The organism is Paenibacillus sp. J5 (genome assembly GCF_054955055.1).
The window spans coordinates 126,958-149,576 of sequence record NZ_JBUEDD010000004.1 but is presented as its reverse complement, the minus strand read 5'-3'; the positions used below and the strand labels follow the sequence as shown (position 1 = coordinate 149,576).

Here is a 22,619-nt window from a genome sequence, read left to right as displayed (position 1 = left end):
CTGTCATTTTAATCGAGCGCTTATTAACAGCCTCTTACTGAACAGCCTTCTTCCAGTCTGCAGCGAATTTCTCCATGCCCTGATCCGTGAGCGGATGCTTCGAGAGCTGCTCGATCACACTGAATGGAATGGTGGCAATATGCGCGCCCGCCAGCGCTACACGAGTGACATGATCCGGGTGACGCACGGATGCAGCGATGATCTGCGTATCCAGGTTATGGACGCGGAACAGCTCGGCTACTCTGGCAACCAGTTGCACGCCATCCTCGGAGATGTCGTCCAGACGACCCAGGAACGGCGATACGTAGGTCGCGCCTGCACGGGAAGCCAGCAGCGCCTGGTTCACAGTAAAGATGAGCGTCACGTTGGTTTTCACGCCTTTTTGGGACAAGTAGCGGCATGCTTCCAGACCTGCCAGCGTCATAGGCAGCTTGATCGTAATATTTTTGTCGTTATTGTTAATCTTGATGAGCTCATTGGCTTGCGCAATCATCTCTTCTGCTGTAACAGCATCTGGCGTTACCTCGGCGGATACCGACTCCACCTCAGGCACCTCGCGCAAAATCTCCTCAATGCGATCCTCGAACTTTACGCCTTCCTTGGCCACCAGAGACGGGTTAGTGGTGACGCCGGACAGGACACCGATTTTATAGGCTTTCTTAATGTCTTCCAGGTTTGCTGTGTCGATAAAAAATTTCATTTCCATTACCTCCGCTTATTGTTAGTTTGGTTATGCAAGCAATTCCTTAGCCAATCGTACCACATGTTCGGTCGAGAAGCCGAAATATTCCATCACCTGCGGCCCTGAGCCCGATGCGCCGAACGTATCGATCGATAGCACCTTGCCCCCTGGTCCAGCATACCGCTCCCAGCCAAGGGCAATGCCCGCCTCGAGTGTAATCCGGCGCGATGCCGCATCTGGCAGCACGCTCTGCCGGTAGGCCGCAGGCTGACGGTCGAACAGCTCCCGGCATGGCATAGCTACGACCCGCACAGAGACCTGCTCCTTCTCCAGCTCAGCTTTCGCCGCCGCAGCCAGCGAGACCTCAGAGCCTGTCGCAATCAACACGACATCCGGGTTGCTGTTCGTCTCCGTCAGAACGTAGCCGCCCTTGGCAACACGGTCGATGTTCCCGCGGGTCTCCTCGAATACCGGCAGGTTCTGCCTGCTGAGGACGAGCGCGACCGGACCATCCTGCTGCTGCAGCGCCCAGGCCCATGCACTCGCGGTCTCATTGGCATCCGACGGACGGATGACCGTCAGACCCGGAATCGTCCGCAGCGCGGCCAGATGCTCCACAGGCTCATGGGTCGGGCCGTCCTCCCCGACAGCAATCGAGTCATGCGTGAACACATAGATGACCGGCAGCTTCTGCAGCGCAGCCAGACGAATCGACGGCCGCAGATAATCGCTGAACACGAAGAACGTGCTGACGAACGGCTTCACGCCGCCGTGCAGCGCCATGCCGTTGCCTGCCGCGCCCATCGCATGCTCGCGCACACCGAAGTAGACGTTGCGACCAGCATAAGACTGGATGGCAAAGGTTTGCTCGCCCTTGATGTCCGTCATCGTCGAATGGGACAGGTCGGCGCTGCCGCCGAAGATCGACGGCTCCAGGCGGACATAATGATTGATGGCCTCGCCGCTCGCTACGCGAGTTGAGATCGCCTTCGAGGAATCAAAGGTCAATAGCTGCTCAGCACTCAGCGATACTTTGCCCTCGATGATCCGCTCCAGCTCCTCTCCCTGAGCCGGATACTGCGCGCGATAGGCGGCTACCAGCCGATTCCATTCATCCTCCTGCGCTTGGCCCTGGCTCTTCAACTGCTCGAAGTGAGCGCGAACCTCCTGAGGAACGGTGAACTCCTCCTCATAGGGCCAGCCATACACTTCCTTGGTCGCCTTCGCCTCTTCCTTGCCGAGCGGATTGCCGTGAACCTTGTTCGTGCCTTGCACCTTGCTGCCATAGCCGATAATCGTCCGCACCTCGATCAGGGTTGGCTGCGAATCGTGCTGCTTGGCTGCGGCGATCGCCGCAGCGATCTGACCGATGTCGTTGCCGTCCTCGACGCGCAGATACTGCCAGTTCGCCGATTCCGCACGCTTCTGAATGTTTTCCCCAAAGGACAGGCTCAGCTCTCCATCCAGCGATATATCATTGGAATCATACAGCACGATTAGCTTGCCCAGCTTCATATGCCCGGCCATCGACATCGCCTCATACGAGATGCCCTCCATAAGGCAGCCGTCGCCAACCAGCGCATACGTATAATGATCCACGACCGGATAGCTCTCCTGGTTGAACCTCGCAGCCAGATGCGCCTCGGCCATCGCCATGCCCACTGCCATCGCGATCCCTTGTCCGAGAGGGCCGGTCGTCGCATCGACGCCATCGGTATGCCCGAATTCAGGATGGCCTGGCGTCTTGCTGTTCAGCTTGCGGAACTGCTTCAGATCCTCCAGCGATACCTGATAGCCGGACAGATGCAGCAGGCTGTACAGCAGCGCCGAGCCGTGACCTGCCGACAGAACAAATCGATCCCGGTTGAACCACTTGGAATGCGCCGGGTTATGCTGCAAGAACTGCGCCCATAGCGTGTACGCCATCGGAGCCGCCCCCATCGGCAGACCCGGATGACCGGAATTGGCACTGTTGATTGCATCGATGGATAAGGTACGAATTGTATCAATTGCTAATTGTTCAACGGTTGATGTTGTAGGCATAGTGTTCCCCTTCCTTTGCTTCGGATTGCTGCACAGACCTTGCGTCTGTCTCCTGCCCGTTAGCAGAGCTGCTCGCCTCCGGCTTGTCAAACCACCAGTGGAAGCCATCGCGCTCCAGTAGCTGACTGGACTGCACGGGGCCGTAAGACCCTGCTGCATAGTGATGCAGCGGCACTTCATTCTCACGGAAAGCGTCCAGGATCGGCTGTACCCAAGCCCATGACAGCTCTACCTCATCCCAGTGGGCGAAGAAGGTCGAGTCGCCGCGCAGCGCATCATGGATCAGATTCTCGTAAGCCTCCGGCTGCTCGCCATAGTTCGGGTGCAGATCGATATGAATCGGCGAGAACTGGCCGGTATCATTATCCTTCGTATTCATCCGCAGCGTGATGCTCTCGCCAGGGCTCATCTCGACAATGAGCAGGTTCGGCAGCACATGCTGCTCCTCAGGCGGCAGCGAATGCTTGAGCGGCTCCTTGAACTCCACCACGATCCGGGTCGATTTCTCATGCATCCTCTTCCCTGTGCGGATATAGAACGGCACGCCGCGCCAGAAGTAATCATCGATCTCCAGCTTGGCCGCAATGAACGTATCGTTCATCGAATCGGAGGAGATGCCCGGCTCGGAGCGGTATGGATCGACCTGCTTGCCTTGAATGCTGCCCGCCCCGTATTGACCGCGCACAACATATGTCCCGACATCCTGACGCTGGAGCGGCTCCAGCGCCTCCATCACCCGCTTCTTCTTCTCGCGCACCTGCTCGGAATGGCTCTTATGCGGCAGTTGGATCGCAACCATCATGAGCAACTGGAGCATATGATTCTGGAACATATCGCGCACAGCGCCAACATGATCATAGTAACCGGCGCGTTCCTCCACACCAACAGTCTCGTTAGCGGTAATCTGCACATTGGCGATGTAACGGTTGTTCCAGAGTGCCTGAATGACGGGATTCGTCTGCTGCAGCGCTTCAAGCCGCTGTACCATCGGCTTGCCCAAGTAATGGTCGATGCGGAATATCTCATCCTCCGCGAATGCCTTGCTCAGCTTCTCATTCAGCTCGCGTGCGGATTGCAGATCATGCCCGAATGGCTTCTCAATGACCAGACGCTTCCACCCGGCAGCCGATCCGAGTCCGCTCTCCTGGATGTTAGCAGCGATCGTACCGAAGAACTCCGGCCCTACCGATAGATAGAATAGCCGGTTCGGAGACATCTGCAGTTGCTGCTCGCGATGCTCAACCATGCCGAGCAGCTTGCGGTAATCCTCCTGATGCCCGATGTTGAATACGCAATATTGGAAAGCTTGCAGAAACTGCTCCACCTGAGCAGCATCCTCAGCCTGTCTTCTGGAAAATTGTTGCAGCGATTGCGCCACATGCGCACGGAACGAGGCATCGGTATGCTCTCTGCGCCCAAGACCAATCAAGGAGAAGGCTTGAGGCAACTTCCGGTCGATGAACAGATTGAACAAGGCCGGATAGATCTTCCGCTTAGCCAAATCCCCCGTCGCGCCAAACAATACATATGTTACTGGCTCCATCTCCTTACCCCTTTCATCAGAGCGTAGGCGTCCCTATGCAGCGAATGCCGCATGCGCCTGCCAACCACCTGCTCTGGCTTCTTTGTTATACATCTACTATAATATGTTTAGCAGCCATATAAGTAATTAATATATTTAACAGGAGCTATAGACCATGTCTATGACTAACAATTACGAGCTGTACAAGGTGTTCTACTGGGCCGCCAAGACAGGCAGCCTGACGCAAGCAGCCAAGGCACTCTACCTGACCCAGCCCAGCGTCAGCCACGCGATCAAGCAATTGGAGGATAGCTTCGGACTCACGCTGTTTCAACGTACCGCTAAGGGCGTAACGCTGACGCCAGAGGGGACGATGCTGTATTCCTATATTGAACAGTCTCACATTCTGATTACATTAGCCGAGGAGAAGATGGCCGCACTCAAAAGTCTGGAGAGCGGCGAGCTGCGAGTCGGCGGCAGCGATTCCTTATTCAAGCATTACCTGCTCCCTTATCTGGAGCTGTTCCACCAGCTATATCCAGACATCCGGCTCCATCTGAACCATGGCACAACACCAGAGGTCATCTCCTTTCTCAAGGAAGGCAAGATCGATCTGGGGGTTGTGCGCATGCCGATCGTCGATCCACAGTTGGAGGTACGGGAAACCATCCAGCTACAGGATTGCTTTGTGGCGGGCGAGACTTACTCTCAGCTCATAAATGAGGTGCTTACGCTGGAGCAGCTTCAGCGCTACCCCATCATTCTATTCTCCCGCAACAGTCGGGCCCGAATGGCGATTACCGAGCTGTTCCAGAGCTATGGCTATACGCTGCGTCCCGAGATCGAGGTGGGCAGCGTGGATCTGCTCATCCAGTTCGCCCGTCGGGGACTGGGCATCTCCTTCGTAACGCGGGAGTTCGTGTCCAAGGAGCTGGAGGAGGGCTCGTTATTCGAGGTACAGCTCAATGTGCCGCTGCCCCCCTCCAATGTGGGCATAATGACGATGCGCAATATGCCGCTGACGGTAACTGCAACCACCTTCATGGATCTGGTCAAGTAACCGGGCAGCCGCTACGCAAGCAAGCCTCCCGTCCGATGTTTGCAGCGTTTGCCGCAGATACGGACGGGAGGCTCGAAGGGTACACTGTCATACTGTCATGTAGCTGGCTGGAGCCCAGCTCTATAGCGCACGATACACACTGCGGTATTCGCCTGGCGGAATATCCAGCACTTTCTTGAATGCGCGATAGAAGGAAATCACATTAGGATAGCCGCTCTGCTCAGCGATCGCCTGAATCGGCTCATCTGTCTCCGCCAGCATTCGTCTGGCATGATCCAGCCGAATTCGAATGACATAATCCACAAATTTGATCCCGAGCTCCTCCTTGAAAATTTGACTCAAGGCGCTAGGACGCAAATTCAGCATCGCGCTTACCGAAGCCAGCGACAGGGAGGGCTCGGTGAAGTGCAGATCAATATAGTTTTTGGCTTGCAGCGCAAGATGATGATGACGGCGCAGCTCACGCTCCTGCTCGATTACACGGGCGAAGGCCGTCAACTCCTTCGCAAGCTGCTTCTCCAGCTCATCCAGCGTCTCTACACACTCCTTCAAATCGGCAAAACGGTGTATAAACTCCTCTTTCCATTGCTGTTGAATGTTCGGGTGCAAGACGAGAAGCTCCTTCTCTACTTGCAGCACCACACTATGTACAAGCATATTCAGCTCTTGCTTCGTTATCCTCCTGTCTCGCAGCTCTGTGATCCACTGCATCAGCTTGTCTTGCCAATCTTCATCCTGCAGACGCAAGGAGCGCACCACACTCTCCAGAGCTTGCAGATAGGCATAGCTGTCCAGACTGCTCTTGGATGCGCCTAGCTTGTTGTCAATCCATGCCCCGACCCCGAATACCGGCTTCAGCGACAGATTATCCTGTGCATTGCGGTAGGATTCAGCAATCGTCTCGATGCTGTTCGAATCGGCCCCGACGCCGATCGATAGGGTGAGCTGCAGATACTGCCTGATCCACTTCTGCCAGGCCGCCGCCAGCTCCCCCGCCGTCATGAGCGGCGCGGGCTCCTGCCTGAATTGGTGAACAACGCAGGCCAGACGATACGGCTCCATCCACACCTGCCAGGCAAACAGCCCATGCTGCTCGGCTAGCTCGCGCAGGGATTGCTCGACCACATATTTGAGCAGTTGCCGGTCCTGTGCAGAATAATGCTCTGTAAAGGGGGATATCTTATCGATCTCTGCGGCGAATACTCCCATCCGGTCAAAAGCATACGGAAGCTGCAACTGCGACATACGACAGATGAACTGATCATCGGTCAGTATGACATGTCCCGCCAGCAAGTCATGAAATAGCCGCTGGCTGCGCAACTGAACCTCCTCCTCATCGATCACAAGTGCCACGAATGGCTCTGCTGCCTGCAATCCCGCCACTTCCGCCAGACGAGCTTCTTCATCTGTACAGCTCCCCGCTGGCTTACGCATGGAATCGGTCGACTTGCGCGTCTGTGCCAAGAGAGTGTAGCCCTCCTCTTCCTCTGCACGCTTCAGCGCTGCGTACTCCGTCGGCTTCTGACCTTCAGCGGCACTTATCCCATACTCAGCCACGCCGCTCTTGATCCTGCTCGTACCCGCCCCCGTCTGCCCTCGCGGCCAGACGGCAATCCGGCTGGCGACAAGCGCCGTCAATTGTTCTGGGCGTCTATGCACAACAAGGGTAAATCCGACAAGCGATGCTGCCGCGATCAGTATCGCCAGCCCCAACCAGAGGCGTGCCGCCAGCGACAACGTTTCATAGCTTGTGCCTTGTCCGATCTCCCATCGATATCCCCATCCCGTATACTCGGAGGGAGCTACACTGTACGATATGGCCTCTGTGCCTCCGCGCCTTGAAGCCGCCTGATCCATCTCGTCTCCATACATCAGTCTTATCGGACTGGTAACGCTTTCACTAAAACTGTTCACATACTCCAATATCGAGTCCGTATATACATTAATAACGATGGCCCCTCGTCTGACTCCGCCCTCCTCGTAATATTTCATAAGCGACACAACCTGACTTGTGCTACCGTCATAGGCAAGCAGCGAACGGGGCGCTGACCATTGTGCCGGGACAGCCTGTGCATCATTCGTCTGGACAAAGGAGCGATCCGCAAATTCCGTCAGCTCATATGCCCCCCCCTCGGACATAATGCGCTGCTCCTCCTGATTGAAGACATAGACCGAGCTGTGGAAGGGCAGAGCAGCCTTCAATTCAATGAGCGATTGCTGAATATGAAGATGATCATAGGCGGTCTTGGGTTGGTTCGAGAAAAACTGCTGCAGCTCCTTATCTGTCAACAGTCGGCTGATGACATTGCGTTCAATGAGCAACAGATTCGCATCAGCCTGATAAGCAATGCGGTCCAGTATCGCTTGGTTGGTCTCGATATAGTCATGTTCAGAGGCGGCAGTAAGTGCCATAAAGGAGAAGAAAATAAGGGAAGAAATGATGATAAACAACATGGGGATATACGAAAGCAGCGCGCGGCAATACCACTTCATCATCATTGCTCCAGCTCCGTTCACATGGTTGAATTAGCATATTATTCCTTTCAACCAAGTATATAGGCTGTCCACAGCAGGAACAAGATTATAGACTATACATTGTTCTTCACAAACTATAGAACTTTAATTGAGGGACGCCCTCCGATACAGAGGACGCCGCCCTTATCCTTGCTCTTCCTCCCGGGTCTCATTGCGACTCAGCCTCATTCTCGCCGCTACACGATCGCGGTTCGGCGACACGCCGTAGTAACGCTTGTAGATGGAGCCAAATTGCGAGCTAGAGACATAGCCGAGAGAAAGCGCGATTTCTTTAATCTTCATCTTGGTACTGCGAACGTATACACTGGCCTTGCTCATTCGAATCTGTTGCAAGTGCTGCATCGGAGATACCTGGTACACACGTGAATACATATTGCTCAGATAGACAGGGTGACATCCGGCCAGATGAGACAGCTCCTGCAGCGTAAGCGGCTTCTCGCAATGAGTCAGCATATAGTGATAGACAGAGGCTACACGCTGTTCCACCTGCTCCTGCGGTCTGTAAGACACCTCTCTACCACTCCATGGCTGTAGAGGACAAGCGGCAACAATTCGCTGCAGCCCTCGCTCAGCCACTGCAATCTCCTGCTCGGATTGCAGCGGTGCTTCGAGCAGTCGCTCCGCTTTGCTGCGGGCTTCCGTCTCTGTAATCGGCCTTGCCCAGCTTGCCTGCTCCGCCGATGGCGACTCCATCACGTCGAAGATCATCGCCCGGAAGCTAACCGGGTGATTCGCTTGCGGGGTGATGTCGAGCGGGCCTGCGGCCAGCATCACGTCGCCCTTGGCCATCTCCATTGCGCGCGGCCCCTGCAGCAAGCTTAACGGATGAAGAGCCTGCAGCAGAATGTGTTGATTCTGCTGGATCAGTTGAAGCGGTCGTATAGATTTCCTGTTCACCGTCAACGACTGTTGGGATATGAAGGAATACAATTGAATCTTCATTACGGTCTGGCTTCCCTTCTGTTGCGGGCATGGCTCCGACACGTCGATGCATTATGGCAACTGCATGATCTGCGCCACGATAGCTTCCAGCGGGGTCTGCCCGTCATTATCGACTACAAGATCTGGCTGCAGCGGCTCCTCAAAGGCCTGGTCGAGCCCGACCACATTCCGCGCCTGCTTCTGTCCTTCGCCTGTTGCCGCATACAGCCCCTTCTGATTGCGTTCCATTAGCGTGGCCGCAGATACTCGCACATAGACTTCACAGTAATCCGCAATGCTCTTACGATTCCAGGCACGGCAATCGTGGAACATCGAGATCGTGGCACACACGACATCCAGCCCCTGCTCCGACAGCATGCGGCAAAGCCTTGCATAACGCATCGCATTCGTATAACGGTCAGCTCTCGAATAGCCCAGATCATGTCCGAATGCCTCGCGCAGCATATCGCCATCCAGCAGAACAACGCCATCGCGCTGTTCCCTCAGCTTCGCATAGAGCAGCTTGCTGATGGAGGTCTTGCCTGCGCCAGCAAGACCCGTAATCCAATATACTCTCCCCTGGCTGCTCAACTGGCCTCCACTCCTGCCCGCTCCAGAGCTGCCAACAGTTGCAATAGCAGCTCACGCTCCTTCAGACAGCCCTCCAGGTAAGGCTCCATCTCCGCAGCATAGTCCTGGACAGACGGACGCTCCGGCTTGATGTAATATTGTATCAGCTTGGTACGAATCAGCCCCCACGCATTGCACAGCTCCTGGAATCCGCGATGAAGCTCCTCTTGCTCCCGATTGCTCAAGATGCCCTTGCCACCCAGATAGCCGACAAGCATCAGATTGCGCTGCTGGTAGAACAGCGGATAGGATAAGCGCAGATTAGCGTGAACATCCTGACCGCTCATCGCAAGCGCCGCTTCAGCGAAGTGCTCGCGATAATACTCCACGGCCGCAAGCCCATGCAGCAGTATCTGCTGCTCCGTCTCCACCGGCTCCCCGTAGAGCTGTCTGTGAATATTGTTGCGAATCACGCCGCAAGGTGCACCCTTGTCCATCCGCTCCTGCAGCACGCGCAGTGACAAGCCGAACAGCTCCGTCTCCGCCACGGAATTATAGGAGCCTTGAAGACTCTCATAGCTCAACTCATATACATTCATCTTGCCAGGAGGGATGCAATCCTCGACCGCATATACAACTTGCCGTTCATCATCATAGCCGAACACCAGCACCGGATGAACCAGGCTTCGCTGCAACGACTCCGGGCAGAACGGGAAATGGTAGCGGTCCAGACGCACAACGCAATAGTATCCGCCGCGCACATACTGCCTCACCAGCTCCACAATATCCGTGTCGCGGCCTAGCGACAGCTCGGTACGTTCTATATAGCGATCACACAGCTCGTCAGGCAGCTCTCTTGTAAGATAGGGCAGCAGCAAGCCGTTCCGCTGCCTATCGGTGAACTCTGCTGCCGAGATGATCTCCCGTTTGGGGACAGGGATGACATATTGCGACGCCACGAGCGGAACCAGCGCCTCAAACTCCTCATGCCTGGTCATCAGTATAGCGACAACATTATTCCAGTAGCAGTCAATCCGGTTTGCATTGTACGGCTCAAACGCGAGCTTCACCACGTAGGCCGCCTCCTTCCAGGTTATAATACATCCTTGTACCTCTGTTCATATAGACGCAGATCCGATTCCTGATCCACCTCCAGCCACAGCCCCTCATAGGGAAGTGCAGCGATTGCGCCGCCCTCGCGCAGGAGTGCCGCAAGTAGCTTCGTTACATCCATCTGCGCTCTCTCTTGGGCGCTGCGACCAGCCAGATAGGTACGGATGGCCTCCCAGCCCGCAGGCGTCACGCGCAGCAAGCCCATGAACTGCCCCTCTACCTCCTCCATAGTTGCCGGCACGCCGCCAATCTCCGCTAGACGTCCATCCGCCCCCAGCCTGAAGGTCTCGGCATCGCTTAATGGATGCTCGAAGCGCGCTTCCCATAAGGAGCGCCATTGCGTGCTATAGGGAATCGCAATATCCTCCTCGGCTTGCAGGAGCTGCTCTATCGCGGAAGGGCTGTATACAATATCCGTATAGCTTACGATGCATGGCCCTTGCTCCAGCCAGGAGGCCGCGCAGCATAGACTGGACACCATATTGGTATGCTCCCATTGCTCATTGTCGAAGCAAGTAGCGCCATCGACCTGAATTTGCTCTGCCCTGTAGCCGCGCACGATCGCAATCTCGCTGATGCCCGCCGCCCGGAGCGCCTCCAGTTGACGGTCAAGCAGACGCTTGCCCAGCAGCACCGTATGGCATTTGGGCTCCTGCCTCGTCAGCTCTCCCAGGCGGCTGCCGCGACCGGCGGCAAGTAGAATCGCTCTCATCCTTCCTCCCCCTACCTGGCCTGAACCGTCCAGGCTCGCGTCTTGTACGGCACACGGATCGTTTCCGCATCGCCAAGCACGCGATCGATCTCGCCTACAATTCGCTCGAACAGCTCCGGCCCGGCCTGAACCTGAATGTCATTGACCGACCGCCAGGCATTCAGGTAGCGCTCCTTGGTCATGTCGACATGATGCGGCGCCTCCACAAACAGCAGGTCGCCAAAATGCCCGGTGGACTGCAGCGCTTCCTCCAGTCCGTTCATATGGCTGTGCGACCCGGACGAGACCCGCTTCAGATCCGGCACGTAATGGCGGATGAGCGCCTCAATCTCCTCATGCAGCGCATTCCCTTCGATGTTCCGCGGATTCCATAGTGCTGTGAAATGTCCGCCCTCCCGCAAGATGCGGTGGAACTCTGCCAGCGCCCGCGGCTTGTCGGTCCAATGGAAGGAGGACGCCATAAATACCCAGTCGGCACAAGCATCCGCCAGCCCTGTCTCCTCCGCGAACCCTTTGCGCCACTCGAATAGCTGTCCGCCCGCTTGCAGGCGCATGCCCTCCTCGCGCATCGCATCATTCGGCTCAACCGCCATTCCCTTCATGCCAAGCTCCCCCAGAATTTCGGTCAGCTTCCCTGTGCCTGCTCCGACATCCGCCACTGTGAACGGGGACTTGTCCGCTCCAGTGTGGGACATCAGCACGCGAAGCACTCTCTCCGAGTAACCAGGACGATGTATATATTGTTTGGCCAGCAATGTAAAGTCACCATGTTTCATATGCGTTCTCTCCTTCGAAAAATTGTTGGATCATGCTTATATCTGTCGTGTCAAATGGGTATTCCCGCTCTGGATGCCACATGATGCCCCGAATTGGAAACTCACGGTGAGCCACGGCCTCGATCACTCCATCCTGCGATCGGGCCGTCACCTCCAGTTCATCTACAGTCGTGCGCGCGCCGAAGCGGTGATAACTGTTGCGGGAGGCGCTGCCGTCGCCACTATGCACGATATGACGAGCAGCTACATGACCTTCGACTCGCTCCAGCGGCACCTTCCAATAATCCTGTATAAGCTGCATGCCGCGGCACACGCCGAGCAGCGGCTTGCCGCTGCTGCACGCATAACGGAGCAGCCAGCGCTCGCTCTCCTCGCGCTCCGGGGAGTCTCCGCCATACTTGGACAGATCATTGCCCCCGGTAATTAAGAAGCCACGGATCGTCAACTGGCTGAGTATCATCTTCACCGTTGGCAGATGGTTAGGCAGCAACACAGGCATACAGCCGCAGGCTACCAGCAGCTTGATCCACCGCTGATCGATCGCATCGCGCCGCTCCACTCGCTCACTCCAATCATCTACGCGCAACGTTACGCCAATCATGATCATCGAATAATCCTCATTTGCTTGCCTGCACAATCAATCGTGAGCAGCTCAGCCTGGCTGCATCGCTGGTACAGCACCTCGCCCGCCCCGATTACAGCCGGAATCGACAGCTCGCCTGCACGAATCGCCATATGCGAATTGGCGCCTCCGTACATGGTGACGAAGCCCGCAATCCCGGTGGAGAATATCCAGTCATACCCTGGATCAGCGCTTGGCAGCAGCAGGATGCTTCCCTTGAAGCGGTCGCGCTCATCCTCCGGGAAGACGACTCGTCCCGTCGCCTCACGAAGCGTAATATAGTTCGGTTCACATTCGGGATAGCTGAAGCGCCACACATCAGCAGGCTCGGTAATCAGAGGCGGCAGCTCCAACTGCAATGTCGCCTTGTGCCGTCGCTTGCCCTCCTCGATGCTGCTATGCAGCAGGCTGCGCAGATCCCCATCCGACTCATAGGCTCGCTTAATGACGAGTATGTTTGCATAAGCAGCCTCCTCCTTCGAGATGCCGTATTCAGCCGCTACTTCCCCGAACAGACGCAGTGCCTCGCTCAAGCTTTTGGTGAACACGAATTTGGAGTATTCCCGCCCCTCAATCGCCGTCTTGAGAAAATCGAACAGTTGCAGCACATCGCCGCCAAGCAAGCCGTGCTCCAGCAGCAGCGCCTGGATGCGCCGGTACTGCGCGAGAGACAGTGAGAAGGACGGCTTATCCGGCTTGTCACTGCTATTTTGCGACAGCTCGAACGCGAAATATTGCTCCGGAGCCTCATCATAGCGTGGTGAGCACAGCTCATAGGTGCCAGGACGAAGATGCCCATATTTATCCAGGAATGATTGCTTATCCAATTCACTGTAGTCCTGGCTGATTCGCGAGCTGACCGTCTCCAGACTGCTCATATAGTGCTGATAGTCTGTATCAGAGAGAATATCGATCGCAACGAGCGAGCGCAGCAACTGCACCGCGATGAACCCTCCCCTGGCCAGCCCGGCAAATGGCAGCGTGCCGTAGCGCTTGCAATCCTCCAGCAGCCAGTAGATCTGGGATACCTTATCCAGCGAGCTGTCCATGATGATTGCCCGCCGAGCCTCCAGCTCATCGATTCGCTCCAGATCACTGCGCAGCAGACCATTGTCCGGTCCAATGATGTGATTGGTCAGCTCCTTGAGGCATTGCGCCAACTGCTCCAGCTCGGCAGGGTCAAAGCCATGCTCCAGCAAGCCCGACAACTGCCGATCCAGGTCGAAGGTGAAGCAGGAGAAGATGATCTCGAACTCGACCTTATCATGATGCTTCGGATTGGCAATCAGACGCTCCATATAGTAATTGAGCAGCTTCTCGCTTAATGCCGCATCCAGCTCTCTCGGCAAAAAGGAATTGAAGCTGACACGCACATCAATGTACGGAACGCCCCCAAGATCGATTAGCAGCGGAAAGCTGCGTACATTCTGATACCCGTATCGGCTGCGCTGGTACGCCCAGATACTGTCGGTTACCAGCTCCTTGTACAGTGACAGCGCGAGCGGGCGTGGGCGAACGCCGATAATCTCGGCCGGATTCCAATCCGGCATGACACCGTACACCGTCTTGCTGCCGAACAGATATGGCTGCCGCTGCTGCCCCTGCTCCACCTTGTCATGGATGCGCTGGAGCAGCTCGGTCTGTTCTCTCATATCTGCCGGCTCACAGACGGCTGCCAGCGGGCGGGCCTGGAACAGATAGAGACGGCCAGCCGTATCGAATGCGAACTCAATATCGAGCCGTGAGGTCATCAGGATCGCCTCCAGCTCTCTGATCAGGGCAATCACTCTGTCCAGCGGCTCGGCTGGCGGCTCGGGAGAGCCTTTAAAGTAATAGTAGGTTTTCAGCCCCCCACCTGTCCCGGCCGTCACCGAATCGGAGGCTCCACTGCTGTCATCGTAATTAATGACGATGTAGTGTCCGCCGTTATTCGGGTTGGCGCTGAAGGCGACGCCGCTGGATGCGATATCCGCTAGCATCGGCTGGATGAATACGTGATGGAGCGCCCCGTCCTGCTGGGGGTACGAGACAATCACGCTATGGACTGCGAGGATGACCTCGCCCTCGCCATGCACATCCAGCACCGAATCATATCGTCCAGCGAGCGAGGCCTCCGCCCCATCCTCACCGGCGGCGCTGCTGCGGACAATTAGCGGCTGCCCCGACCAGGGCAGCTTCCGCAAGCGTTCCAATACGCCGGCTTGGTTCATTCGCCACTCTTCCACGGCAAATTGAAGCTGCGGAAGCACGATCGCCTGGGTTACCCGCTCCTTCAACCGCTCCAGCGTCTCCGATTTCGTACCGAACACCATCACGACACACTCCCTCCGCTCCCTTGCCTGGCTATGCCGGAGAGCAGCAGCGCCTTATATTCCACACGCTCCGATTCCTCCATCTGCAGCTCTGCTGCAAGCAATTTCATGCAGAGCCGGTAGATCACAGCCCGAACTGCTCCAGACTGTCCGGCCGCCGCCTCATATGCCTGCTCGAACCGGAAGGGCTCCTTCAACTGCTCCTCCAGCTCTGCATAGCCGCTGATCCCTTCGCTCTGGCCTCCTACTGCTCCGCCATGACGACTTGTCGCCTCCACGCTATCGGCATCGGCTGCGCTGCCCGCTCCCTCCTCGCCTGCGCGCTCCGCCTCGACCTTCTGCTTCATGTCGCCAGGCTCGCAATCATAGCCCCAGGCCCGATACTTGACCAGCAGCATGCGGGCCAGCCTGGACTTATCCAGAGGAGATAGCAGCTCGTCATAGGTTTTGGAGACCGTGCGGTCTGTGAACCCGGACAACAGCTCGGAGGTCAACGAATTCCACCATTTCATCCCGCCGAACGTGCTGCGCAGCAGGCTATCCTCCCACCTCATGCCCAGGTAGGCACAGAGCAGCCGCAGTGTAGCCTCAGGCTGCGCATGCACATCGTCCAGCCTGACCACATAGGTCTGCTCCGCCCATTCCGGCTTGGCAGGCACACCATGGAACAGCGATTGTAGCTGAAAACACAGATTGTATAATGTCGCTTGCCCTGCCTTGAGCTGGTAATTCATCGCTGAACCAAAGGCGATGACCGGATTGCGCACCATATACAGCAGCCTGGTCCAGGGGAATAGCGCAAGCAGACGTTCTGTATCCGCGACATTCGTCCCGAAATGGATGCCCCCCTCCACGATAAGCGGCAATTCTCCCGCCTCCGGCTTATAGCTTCCGCCCAGCGCAACGAATGCCGCCAGATGTACAGACTGATAGAATAGCTTCAGGTCCAGCTCTTCTGCTGTCTCTACAATCTCCAGCCATTCCTGCCGGAAGCGGACACGATCGATCGTAAAGAGCTGATCCCGCTCCTCGCCGAGCGCGCACATGCCATTCATACGCGGCTCCTCCAGCACGCGCCCCTCATTGAACTCACCGGGGAAGGCAGCGAATATCGCCTCTACCAGCGCCTCCAAGTCCGGCCGCCCGTCAGCCATCCCTACCTGCGTCTGCCACAGCTTGAACAGCTCCGGCCCGCTCAGCATGGTCACGATCACCTGGGGGTGTCCGTCCAGCAAGCTCTTGAGCAGGTGGGTGCCGCTTCGTCCATAGCAATAGATGCTGACCACCTTGTTAAGCGCCGCTGCATAGTCGCGCTTCGTCAGCCTCATGCCGCCGACCAGCCCGCGCAGCCGCTCGCATTCACGCGCCAGCATCGCCCCCGCTCCAGAGGAGGCAGCAAGCCGCTCCGCCCGCGCATACAGATCCAGCGCCTCCAGCAGCTTGCCCTGCTGCTCGCAGAGGGCGCCCAGCTCCTGCAGCACGGGCAGCTCCTCAGGCTCGCGAAGCAGGCGCCGCTGCAGCCGCTCCGCCTCCTTCTCCAGCAGATGCGGGTGGATTCGCAGCAGCTTGCCAGTCGATGTTCGCGGCAGTCGGGGGGTCCAGCAGAAGCGGCGCGGCAGCTTGTAGTCTGCCATCTGCTCCTGGCACCATGCCAGCAGCTCCGCCTCCTGCAGCCCCGCCTCCCGCTCGATATGAGCTTCAATTCGTTGATTGTCCTCAGAGAGACAGACCAGTACCTCACGCACCTGCGGATGCTGCTTCAGCTTGGCTTCTACCTCCTGCAGATTCACCTTCAGTCCGCCGATAATTTTGATGCTGTCCGACCGCCCCTGGACATGCACATAGCCATCGTGATCTACATAGCCGCTGTCTCCCATATTGAACCAGCCTTCATGCCAGCGCTCCAATCCCGCAGGAGGCAGATACGGACTCTCCGGCAGCGCAGCCTGCAGCTCGCCCTGCTCGGCGCGAAGCTGAACGCCTGGAAGCGGACGGCCGACACTCTCCGGGCAACGCCCCTCCCAGTCCATCGTCAGCACCCCCGTCTCGCTTGTGCCATATTGCTGCCCGATCGATACGCGGTATCGGCAGTAGAACGCCTGATGCGTCTCCAGCGACAGCGCCTCCCCTGCGGAGATGGCGTGCTTCAGATGCTCCAGCGGCGCGGCTGCTGGGGCTTGCGCCAGCAACTGGTAATGGAACGGAACACCGTACATGATCGTAATCCGTTCCTCGCGCAGCGTCTCCAGCAGGTGCGCGCTCTGATTATTCCTCGGGAAATAAAGCGTTGCGCCAACGTATAACGTCTGCAACAGACCATTCAGCAAACCATAGGTATGCGTCAGCGGAGAGAGCGTCAGCACTCTGTCGCCAGGCTTCATCAGCGGCTCGGCAGTCAGCTTGTACATATCATGTATAATCGCCTCCCGCCTCCTGCCGATCGCCTTCGGCCTGCCCGTAGAGCCGGAGGTGAACAGGATGAGCGCATGATCCGGGTTGTGAAGCCGCTGCGGACTTGGCAGCTTGATCATCTCCACCTCTACCCGATCCTCAAATGCCGCCAGCGGATTCTGCCTGCCGATCGACCGGATATAGTAATGGGGCTGATACTGCTGCAGCAGCGCTTCACTCTCCGCCTGCTTCAGCCTGCTGTCCAGCAGCATCACCTGCGCCCCCTGCCGCCAGACCGCGTACAGCAGCGTAATGAAGGTCAGCGAGCTTTTGACATGCAGCGCCACCAGATCACCGGCTTGAACGCCGGCATCTGACAGGCTGCACCGCTGCTCCTCAATCTCCTGCTCCAGCCGCGCATAAGTGACAGCAGATGCGCATTTCAGCGCCAAGTCATCTGGCGCCGCCGCATGGGCAAGGAGCATGTGCCCAAATGCTTGCCTATCGATTGAGTGTAACTGCATAGCCTCCCCCTCCAAATCGATCATCATAGACCACAGCCGGCCCCGTCATCTCCCCTCGGCTCATTCGCTCTGCGGCGATGGCCACCTCTGCCAGGCCCTGATTGCCTGAGAGCGGACGCGCACGTCGAACACCATCGGTATTCTCCGACCGCCGCGATTCAATCTCGCTTATGCAGACCATGGCCATATCTCCGGAACCATAGGCATCCACGCAGCCGTGCTCATCCTCTTGGTCGGCTGACCTATCCGGGGGCGCATCCACATTCGCGCTTCGCTCCAGCAGCAGCGAGACGGCGTGGTCGCAGGAGCGCATTGCTGTGGCATCCCCTGACAGCTCAGCCAGCAGCTCATCCGCTCGGGTCGAGTGCAGCTCTACACCAATGACCAGCACCTGCCCGACATCTGGCAGCTCGCTATACAGCGTGGCAATCTCCAGCAACGCAGACAGCCCGTCCCCTTGGTGGGCAAGCGCCGTCATACGTCCGGTGAAGCCGAATTGTCTGGAAGCGTATCCAAGGATCGAATTGGGCACCGATTGGTAGAACAGCAGCGGATTATGAACCTGTCCTGCCAGCAGATTGCGGCTGGCGCAGTCAGCCGTTGCCGTATCCCCCATCGCGCTTGCCAGGATGATGGCCAGCTTCTCGGGCTGGTGGATGTTCCCTGATTCCAGATGCATCTGAATGATCCGGTAGACGAGCGGATTGAAGGTGGACTCGATGAAGCCCGGCACCGGAGCCAGCTCGGCTGTCAGAGGCAGCTCCATGTCTGCCGACGTTGCGGCAGAGGCGGCCGATGCTTGCTGCGACCACGACTCGATGTAATTGGCCATCCCTTCTACTGTCTCTCCCCAGGGTCCTACACAAGTCGAAGCGATAACTCGCAGACATCCTCTGCTCATCTCGCCACCTCCTCGGGATGCTGAAGCACCAGCGCCGTATTATTGCCGCCGAACGAGGCATTGAGATTGACCACTCGTCGCAGTCTGGCGCTTCGCGGCTCATTCGGGACATAATCCAGATCGCAGCTCTCATCCGGCTGCTCGAACCCGACAGTCGGCGGGAGGATGCCCTCCTTCATCGCCAGCACCGATAGCGCGGTCTCCAGCGCTCCCGTGCCTTCGAGCAGATGTCCTGTCACCGTCTTCGTCGAGGAGACGGGGGTTCGATAAGCCGCCGCCCCCAGCGCCTGCTTGATGGCCGCCGTCTCGCTGCGGTCATTCAGCGGCGTACCTGTGCCATGCGCATGAATGTAATCGATCTGATCCGCAGGCAAGCCGGATGCCTGCAGCGCGCGCTCGATCGCCAGCGCCATCCCCGCGCCGTGCGGATGCGGCTGACAGACATGGAAGGCGTCGCAGGACAGCCCCCATCCGAGCAGCTCCGCATGGATCGTTGCTCCGCGGCGAACAGCTTGCTCCAGACTTTCCAGCACCAGCATGGCGCCGCCGTCTCCGAGCAGCATGCCTGAACGGTTGGCAGAGAACGCCCGCACTCGGCCATCCTTGGCAAAGGCACGGCCCGAATCGAATTTGGCGAACATCTCCTCAGTGACGAGCGAATAGCCGCCACATAGCACACTATTCGCCCTCCCCTGCCGAATCAGCTCATAGGCGACCCCGATCGCATTGCTTGAGGCGATACAGGCATTATTCAGGCACAGCCTTGTGCCCAGCGGGCTCATCCCGTAGCGCTCTGCTATCGTCTGCATATGGAACGCCGGCAGAAATTCCACGGCCGGGACAGCCGCTGGCGCCATGTGCTCGGATTGCAATCGTTCAGGACGCCCGCCCTCTGGCTCTGCTCCCTCAGACTCGCTCTCCCAGGCTGCACTGCGGCTGCTGGAAGCCGCAGTGGCAGCTTGCCCAGCCGCCACCTGCGGAGTCCCCATGTCTATACGCTCGCGCCAGTAGTGCTGCAGGCCGTTATAATCGCCCTGTATGCCTAGCACCAGTGCTGAGCTGGACAGATCGGCAAGCCCCGCCGAGGTCAGAGCATCGGCTGCCAGGCGCAGTCCCAGCTCCAGCAGGCTGCCCGTAAAGGCCGACTCGGCGGCTATCCCTGCCCGGAACGGCGAAGTATCGAAACGAGTGATCGGCCGGAACTGATGCACGCCTGCCAGCACGCTGCTCCGCGCCGCCTCCTCTCCGAAGCCGCTGGGCACCATCATCCCGATACCCGAAATAACGACGCGATTCATCCTTGTTCACTCCTCTCTCCCGAGCCGCCAGCCATGCCGCATGCAGCGGCGGCACGTTCCGAAATGAGCTGCTGGATGGACTGGATGGAATCAAAACGCTCATAGTCCTGCTCCTGCAGCTCCAGACGCAACTGCAGGCGCTGCTCCAGCTTCTCCAGAAACCAGAGCAGAGACAGTGAATCCATCACGATGCGCGAATCATAGCGAAGCTCCTCAGATAGCGCGACATACAACTGATTTTCCAACAGCAGTTGCCGAATCTCCTCCAGCGTAATCAGCGGCTCCTTCATACCGCATCAGCCCGCGTCTGCAGGGTGGTCAACAGCTCGCCTACCGTATACCCCCCCACATCCAGCAGCTCGCTGTCCGACAGCTTCACCCCTAGCTGCGCTTCAATACGAGCAGCCAGCTCGATAATCTGGATCGAATCCAGCGCCAGTCCCGCCTCCCCCAGCGGCAGCTCCTCGGCGATCGCCTGTGGATCGATAGGGAGATTCATATGACCTGTAATCATCTGAACAATAGCCTCATAGATATGTTCTCTCGTCATTTATACCAACTCTCCTTCCTTTACAGTGAATTGCAGTGCCGATTCCATCGTCCTTCGCAGCATATCCGGGTTAAAATATTCGAGAATATGCGCCCCGCATTGCTCATAAGGCGGGAATATCAGCTTGTACTCCTTGAACGGTATCCAGCCAGCCTCCTCAAAGCTCAGTTGATACGGCTGACCGAAGAGATCAACAATCTCCTCTGCCCGCCGCCAGCCATTGCGAATCATCTGCCGCTGATCGCTTGTGCCGCTTGCACGCAGCACGTGGCCGATGCCTTCTCCCTCATGCACGATTCGCCCCAGCAGCGCAGGCGGCACGTAATTCGGGTTGATCCTTACGATGTTTTGTGATACATAGCGCTGATCCTTCTCCGTCATGAGGAAGGACTCACGCCATATTACCCCTCCGGCCAATTCCGATTGACCCGCCACGATAGGCAAAAGCCGATCCATGACGATCAGCTCCAGCAGATCGGTTGTACGGCTATTCGAGGTGACGAGCAGTTGAAATATGATCCATTCCAAGCGATTGGTGTCGCCCAATGGGTATTCACCTCCTTTCATCAGCAGTACGGGGAAGCGGGGCAGCCTAAAATAACAAAAATCACATAATGTATCCACTTTTTAATTTTTTATTGTAGGGAGCAGCAGAACATGGTATTTTTTAGAAAACGGTATCATCACCTTGAATTTCATAGGAGCGATCGAACATGATGCACAAGCTCAAGCAACTGATGTCGGCATCCGACTTTTTTGGCAACAAATTTATCCGCGTCATACTGCTGTCCAGTCTGTTCCTGCAGACCGGCGTCTGGGTGCGCAACTTCGCCGTGCTCCTATTCGTCATGGAGATGACGAACAACGATACGATGGCTGTATCGCTGCTGTACGTTGCCGAATATGCTCCGATCTTCATCTTCTCCGTCATCGGCGGAACGTTCGCGGACCGCTGGCGGCCGAAGCGGACGATGATCTGGTGCGACATCCTCAGCGCTCTATCGCTGCTAGCGATTCTAGCTGCTCTGACAGCCGGTTCATGGCAGGCTGTCTTCTTCACAACGCTGCTGTCCGCCATCCTATCCCAATTCTCGCAGCCCTCTGGAATGAAGCTATTCAAGCAGCATGTACCCGAGGAGCATATACAGACCGGCATGGCGATGTATCAGACGCTGATCAGCACCTTCATGATCATCGGCCCGGTCATCGGAACCTACGTATACAGCGCATACGGCATCCAGGTCTCATTAGGTCTGGTGGCAGTGGCCTTCATCCTGTCCGCTGTCACGCTCGTTATGCTGCCAACAGACAAACCACGCAGCGCTGCCACAGCGCAAGAGCCCTTCTGGATCGAGCTGCGCGGCGGCTTTCGCTATGTGCTGCAGCATCCGGTGCTGCGCCTGCTGGGCATTGCCTTCGGACTCGGCGGGCTCGCTGTAGGCATCATCCAGCCGCTGAGCATCTTCATCGTCGTGAAGCAGCTTTCATTAGACAAGGAATACTACCAATGGTTCGCCAGCACGAACGTTGTCGCCACCGTAGCCGGGGGCTTGCTCGTCGTCGGCATCTCCAAGCGGGTATCCTCTCAGAAGATCCTCGCCATCGGCAATATCGTGAGCGCCTTCTCTGTCATCGGCATCGGCATATCCACCTATCTGTACCTATCCTTGCTGATGCAGTTCATCCGTGGGTTTGTCCTGCCCTTCATTCAAGTCGGGATTAATTCGATCGTCATGAAGACGACGCATGAATCCTATGTGGGCAGAGTCAATGGCGCGTTCGGCCCTGTGTTTATGGGGTCGATGGTACTGATGACGATGCTCTCCGGCTGGCTCAGCTCCTACGTGCCGCTGGCGGTTATGTTTGTCATCTCTGGCCTGATGTTTATTATCTCGACGGTCGTCATCTCGCTGATGTTCCGGCTGACGCTCGCCGTCAGTGGGACTTCGAGCGACAGCACGGTTGGCGCCGATTCCAAAGCCATGTAATGACTATACAGGAAGCAGATTCATCAAGAAATTATCATTTTTTCCTGTATTCACTTTTTTTCGGAAACGATGAGACGCATCAATTCTGGCAGACGAAGC

Annotated in this window: 19 protein-coding genes; 2 read left to right on the top strand and 17 right to left on the bottom strand. The window is 57.2% G+C overall.

Features of this window, described 5'->3' with window-relative positions; translation table 11 throughout:
- Nucleotides 1–34: 34 nt before the first annotated feature.
- Genes fsa through zwf form a run of 3 tightly spaced genes read right to left on the bottom strand, consistent with a single transcriptional unit; the run spans nucleotide 35 to nucleotide 4,268 of the window.
- Nucleotides 35–700, bottom strand: coding sequence for a fructose-6-phosphate aldolase (gene fsa / locus ACY1JZ_RS08115; RefSeq protein WP_270165406.1), 666 nt, complete (start codon nucleotides 698–700; stop codon nucleotides 35–37).
- Nucleotides 701–730: 30 nt separating this feature from the next.
- The gene (gene tkt, locus ACY1JZ_RS08110) at nucleotides 731–2,725 is read right to left on the bottom strand and encodes a transketolase (RefSeq protein ID WP_462628801.1); all 1,995 of its coding nucleotides are present in this window, start codon (nucleotides 2,723–2,725) and stop codon (nucleotides 731–733) included.
- Nucleotides 2,703–4,268, bottom strand: coding sequence for a glucose-6-phosphate dehydrogenase (zwf, locus tag ACY1JZ_RS08105; protein ID WP_462628800.1), 1,566 nt, complete (start codon nucleotides 4,266–4,268; stop codon nucleotides 2,703–2,705). The genes tkt and zwf overlap by 23 nt, the downstream gene beginning before the upstream one ends.
- 160 nt (nucleotides 4,269–4,428) lie before the next feature.
- Between zwf and ACY1JZ_RS08100 the strand changes: the two genes are divergently transcribed.
- A complete protein-coding gene (locus ACY1JZ_RS08100; RefSeq protein WP_270172611.1) occupies nucleotides 4,429–5,307 on the top strand; it encodes a LysR family transcriptional regulator in 879 nt (292 codons plus the stop codon).
- A gap of 120 nt (nucleotides 5,308–5,427) precedes the next feature.
- Here ACY1JZ_RS08100 and ACY1JZ_RS08095 read toward each other — a convergent pair whose 3' ends face one another.
- From ACY1JZ_RS08095 to ACY1JZ_RS08030, 14 genes are all read right to left on the bottom strand, one after another.
- Nucleotides 5,428–7,806, bottom strand: coding sequence for a helix-turn-helix transcriptional regulator (locus tag ACY1JZ_RS08095; RefSeq protein WP_462628799.1), 2,379 nt, complete (start codon nucleotides 7,804–7,806; stop codon nucleotides 5,428–5,430).
- Nucleotides 7,807–7,965: 159 nt separating this feature from the next.
- Nucleotides 7,966–8,784 (bottom strand): helix-turn-helix transcriptional regulator, encoded by an 819-nt coding sequence (locus ACY1JZ_RS08090; RefSeq protein WP_462628798.1) that lies wholly within the window; start codon nucleotides 8,782–8,784, stop codon nucleotides 7,966–7,968.
- Between the two features lie 51 nt (nucleotides 8,785–8,835).
- A complete protein-coding gene (locus tag ACY1JZ_RS08085) occupies nucleotides 8,836–9,354 on the bottom strand; it encodes an adenylyl-sulfate kinase (RefSeq protein WP_270165411.1) in 519 nt (172 codons plus the stop codon).
- Nucleotides 9,351–10,406, bottom strand: a complete 1,056-nt coding sequence (locus ACY1JZ_RS08080) for a hypothetical protein (protein ID WP_462628797.1) — start codon at nucleotides 10,404–10,406, stop codon at nucleotides 9,351–9,353. Before ACY1JZ_RS08080 ends, ACY1JZ_RS08085 begins: the two co-directional genes overlap by 4 nt.
- 20 nt (nucleotides 10,407–10,426) lie before the next feature.
- On the bottom strand, nucleotides 10,427–11,158 hold the full coding sequence (locus ACY1JZ_RS08075; protein ID WP_462628796.1) for a phosphocholine cytidylyltransferase family protein: 732 nt from the start codon (nucleotides 11,156–11,158) through the stop codon (nucleotides 10,427–10,429).
- Nucleotides 11,159–11,169: 11 nt separating this feature from the next.
- Nucleotides 11,170–11,934, bottom strand: coding sequence for a class I SAM-dependent methyltransferase (locus tag ACY1JZ_RS08070; protein ID WP_462628795.1), 765 nt, complete (start codon nucleotides 11,932–11,934; stop codon nucleotides 11,170–11,172).
- Entirely contained in the window at nucleotides 11,921–12,541 is a 621-nt protein-coding gene (locus tag ACY1JZ_RS08065; protein ID WP_462628794.1) for a gamma-glutamyl-gamma-aminobutyrate hydrolase family protein, read from the bottom strand. Before ACY1JZ_RS08065 ends, ACY1JZ_RS08070 begins: the two co-directional genes overlap by 14 nt.
- The gene (locus ACY1JZ_RS08060; RefSeq protein ID WP_462629059.1) at nucleotides 12,538–14,868 is read right to left on the bottom strand and encodes a PEP/pyruvate-binding domain-containing protein; all 2,331 of its coding nucleotides are present in this window, start codon (nucleotides 14,866–14,868) and stop codon (nucleotides 12,538–12,540) included. The genes ACY1JZ_RS08065 and ACY1JZ_RS08060 overlap by 4 nt, the downstream gene beginning before the upstream one ends.
- Nucleotides 14,868–17,783 carry an AMP-binding protein gene (locus ACY1JZ_RS08055; RefSeq protein ID WP_462628793.1) on the bottom strand — a complete coding sequence of 972 codons (2,916 nt, stop codon included), beginning with the start codon at nucleotides 17,781–17,783 and terminating at the stop codon, nucleotides 14,868–14,870. Before ACY1JZ_RS08055 ends, ACY1JZ_RS08060 begins: the two co-directional genes overlap by 1 nt.
- Entirely contained in the window at nucleotides 17,761–18,684 is a 924-nt protein-coding gene (locus tag ACY1JZ_RS08050) for a beta-ketoacyl synthase chain length factor (RefSeq protein WP_462628792.1), read from the bottom strand. Before ACY1JZ_RS08050 ends, ACY1JZ_RS08055 begins: the two co-directional genes overlap by 23 nt.
- Entirely contained in the window at nucleotides 18,681–19,982 is a 1,302-nt protein-coding gene (locus ACY1JZ_RS08045; RefSeq protein WP_462628791.1) for a beta-ketoacyl-[acyl-carrier-protein] synthase family protein, read from the bottom strand. The genes ACY1JZ_RS08050 and ACY1JZ_RS08045 overlap by 4 nt, the downstream gene beginning before the upstream one ends.
- Entirely contained in the window at nucleotides 19,979–20,272 is a 294-nt protein-coding gene (locus ACY1JZ_RS08040; RefSeq protein ID WP_462628790.1) for a hypothetical protein, read from the bottom strand. The genes ACY1JZ_RS08045 and ACY1JZ_RS08040 overlap by 4 nt, the downstream gene beginning before the upstream one ends.
- Nucleotides 20,269–20,532, bottom strand: coding sequence for an acyl carrier protein (locus ACY1JZ_RS08035; protein WP_462628789.1), 264 nt, complete (start codon nucleotides 20,530–20,532; stop codon nucleotides 20,269–20,271). The genes ACY1JZ_RS08040 and ACY1JZ_RS08035 overlap by 4 nt, the downstream gene beginning before the upstream one ends.
- Entirely contained in the window at nucleotides 20,533–21,078 is a 546-nt protein-coding gene (locus tag ACY1JZ_RS08030; RefSeq protein ID WP_462628788.1) for a hypothetical protein, read from the bottom strand.
- A 167-nt stretch (nucleotides 21,079–21,245) separates the two neighbouring features.
- On the opposite strand from ACY1JZ_RS08030, the gene ACY1JZ_RS08025 reads away from it, so the two are divergent.
- Nucleotides 21,246–22,520: an MFS transporter gene (locus ACY1JZ_RS08025; protein WP_462628787.1), complete on the top strand. Its 1,275-nt coding sequence runs from the start codon at nucleotides 21,246–21,248 to the stop codon at nucleotides 22,518–22,520.
- The last annotated feature ends 99 nt before the right edge of the window (nucleotides 22,521–22,619 follow it).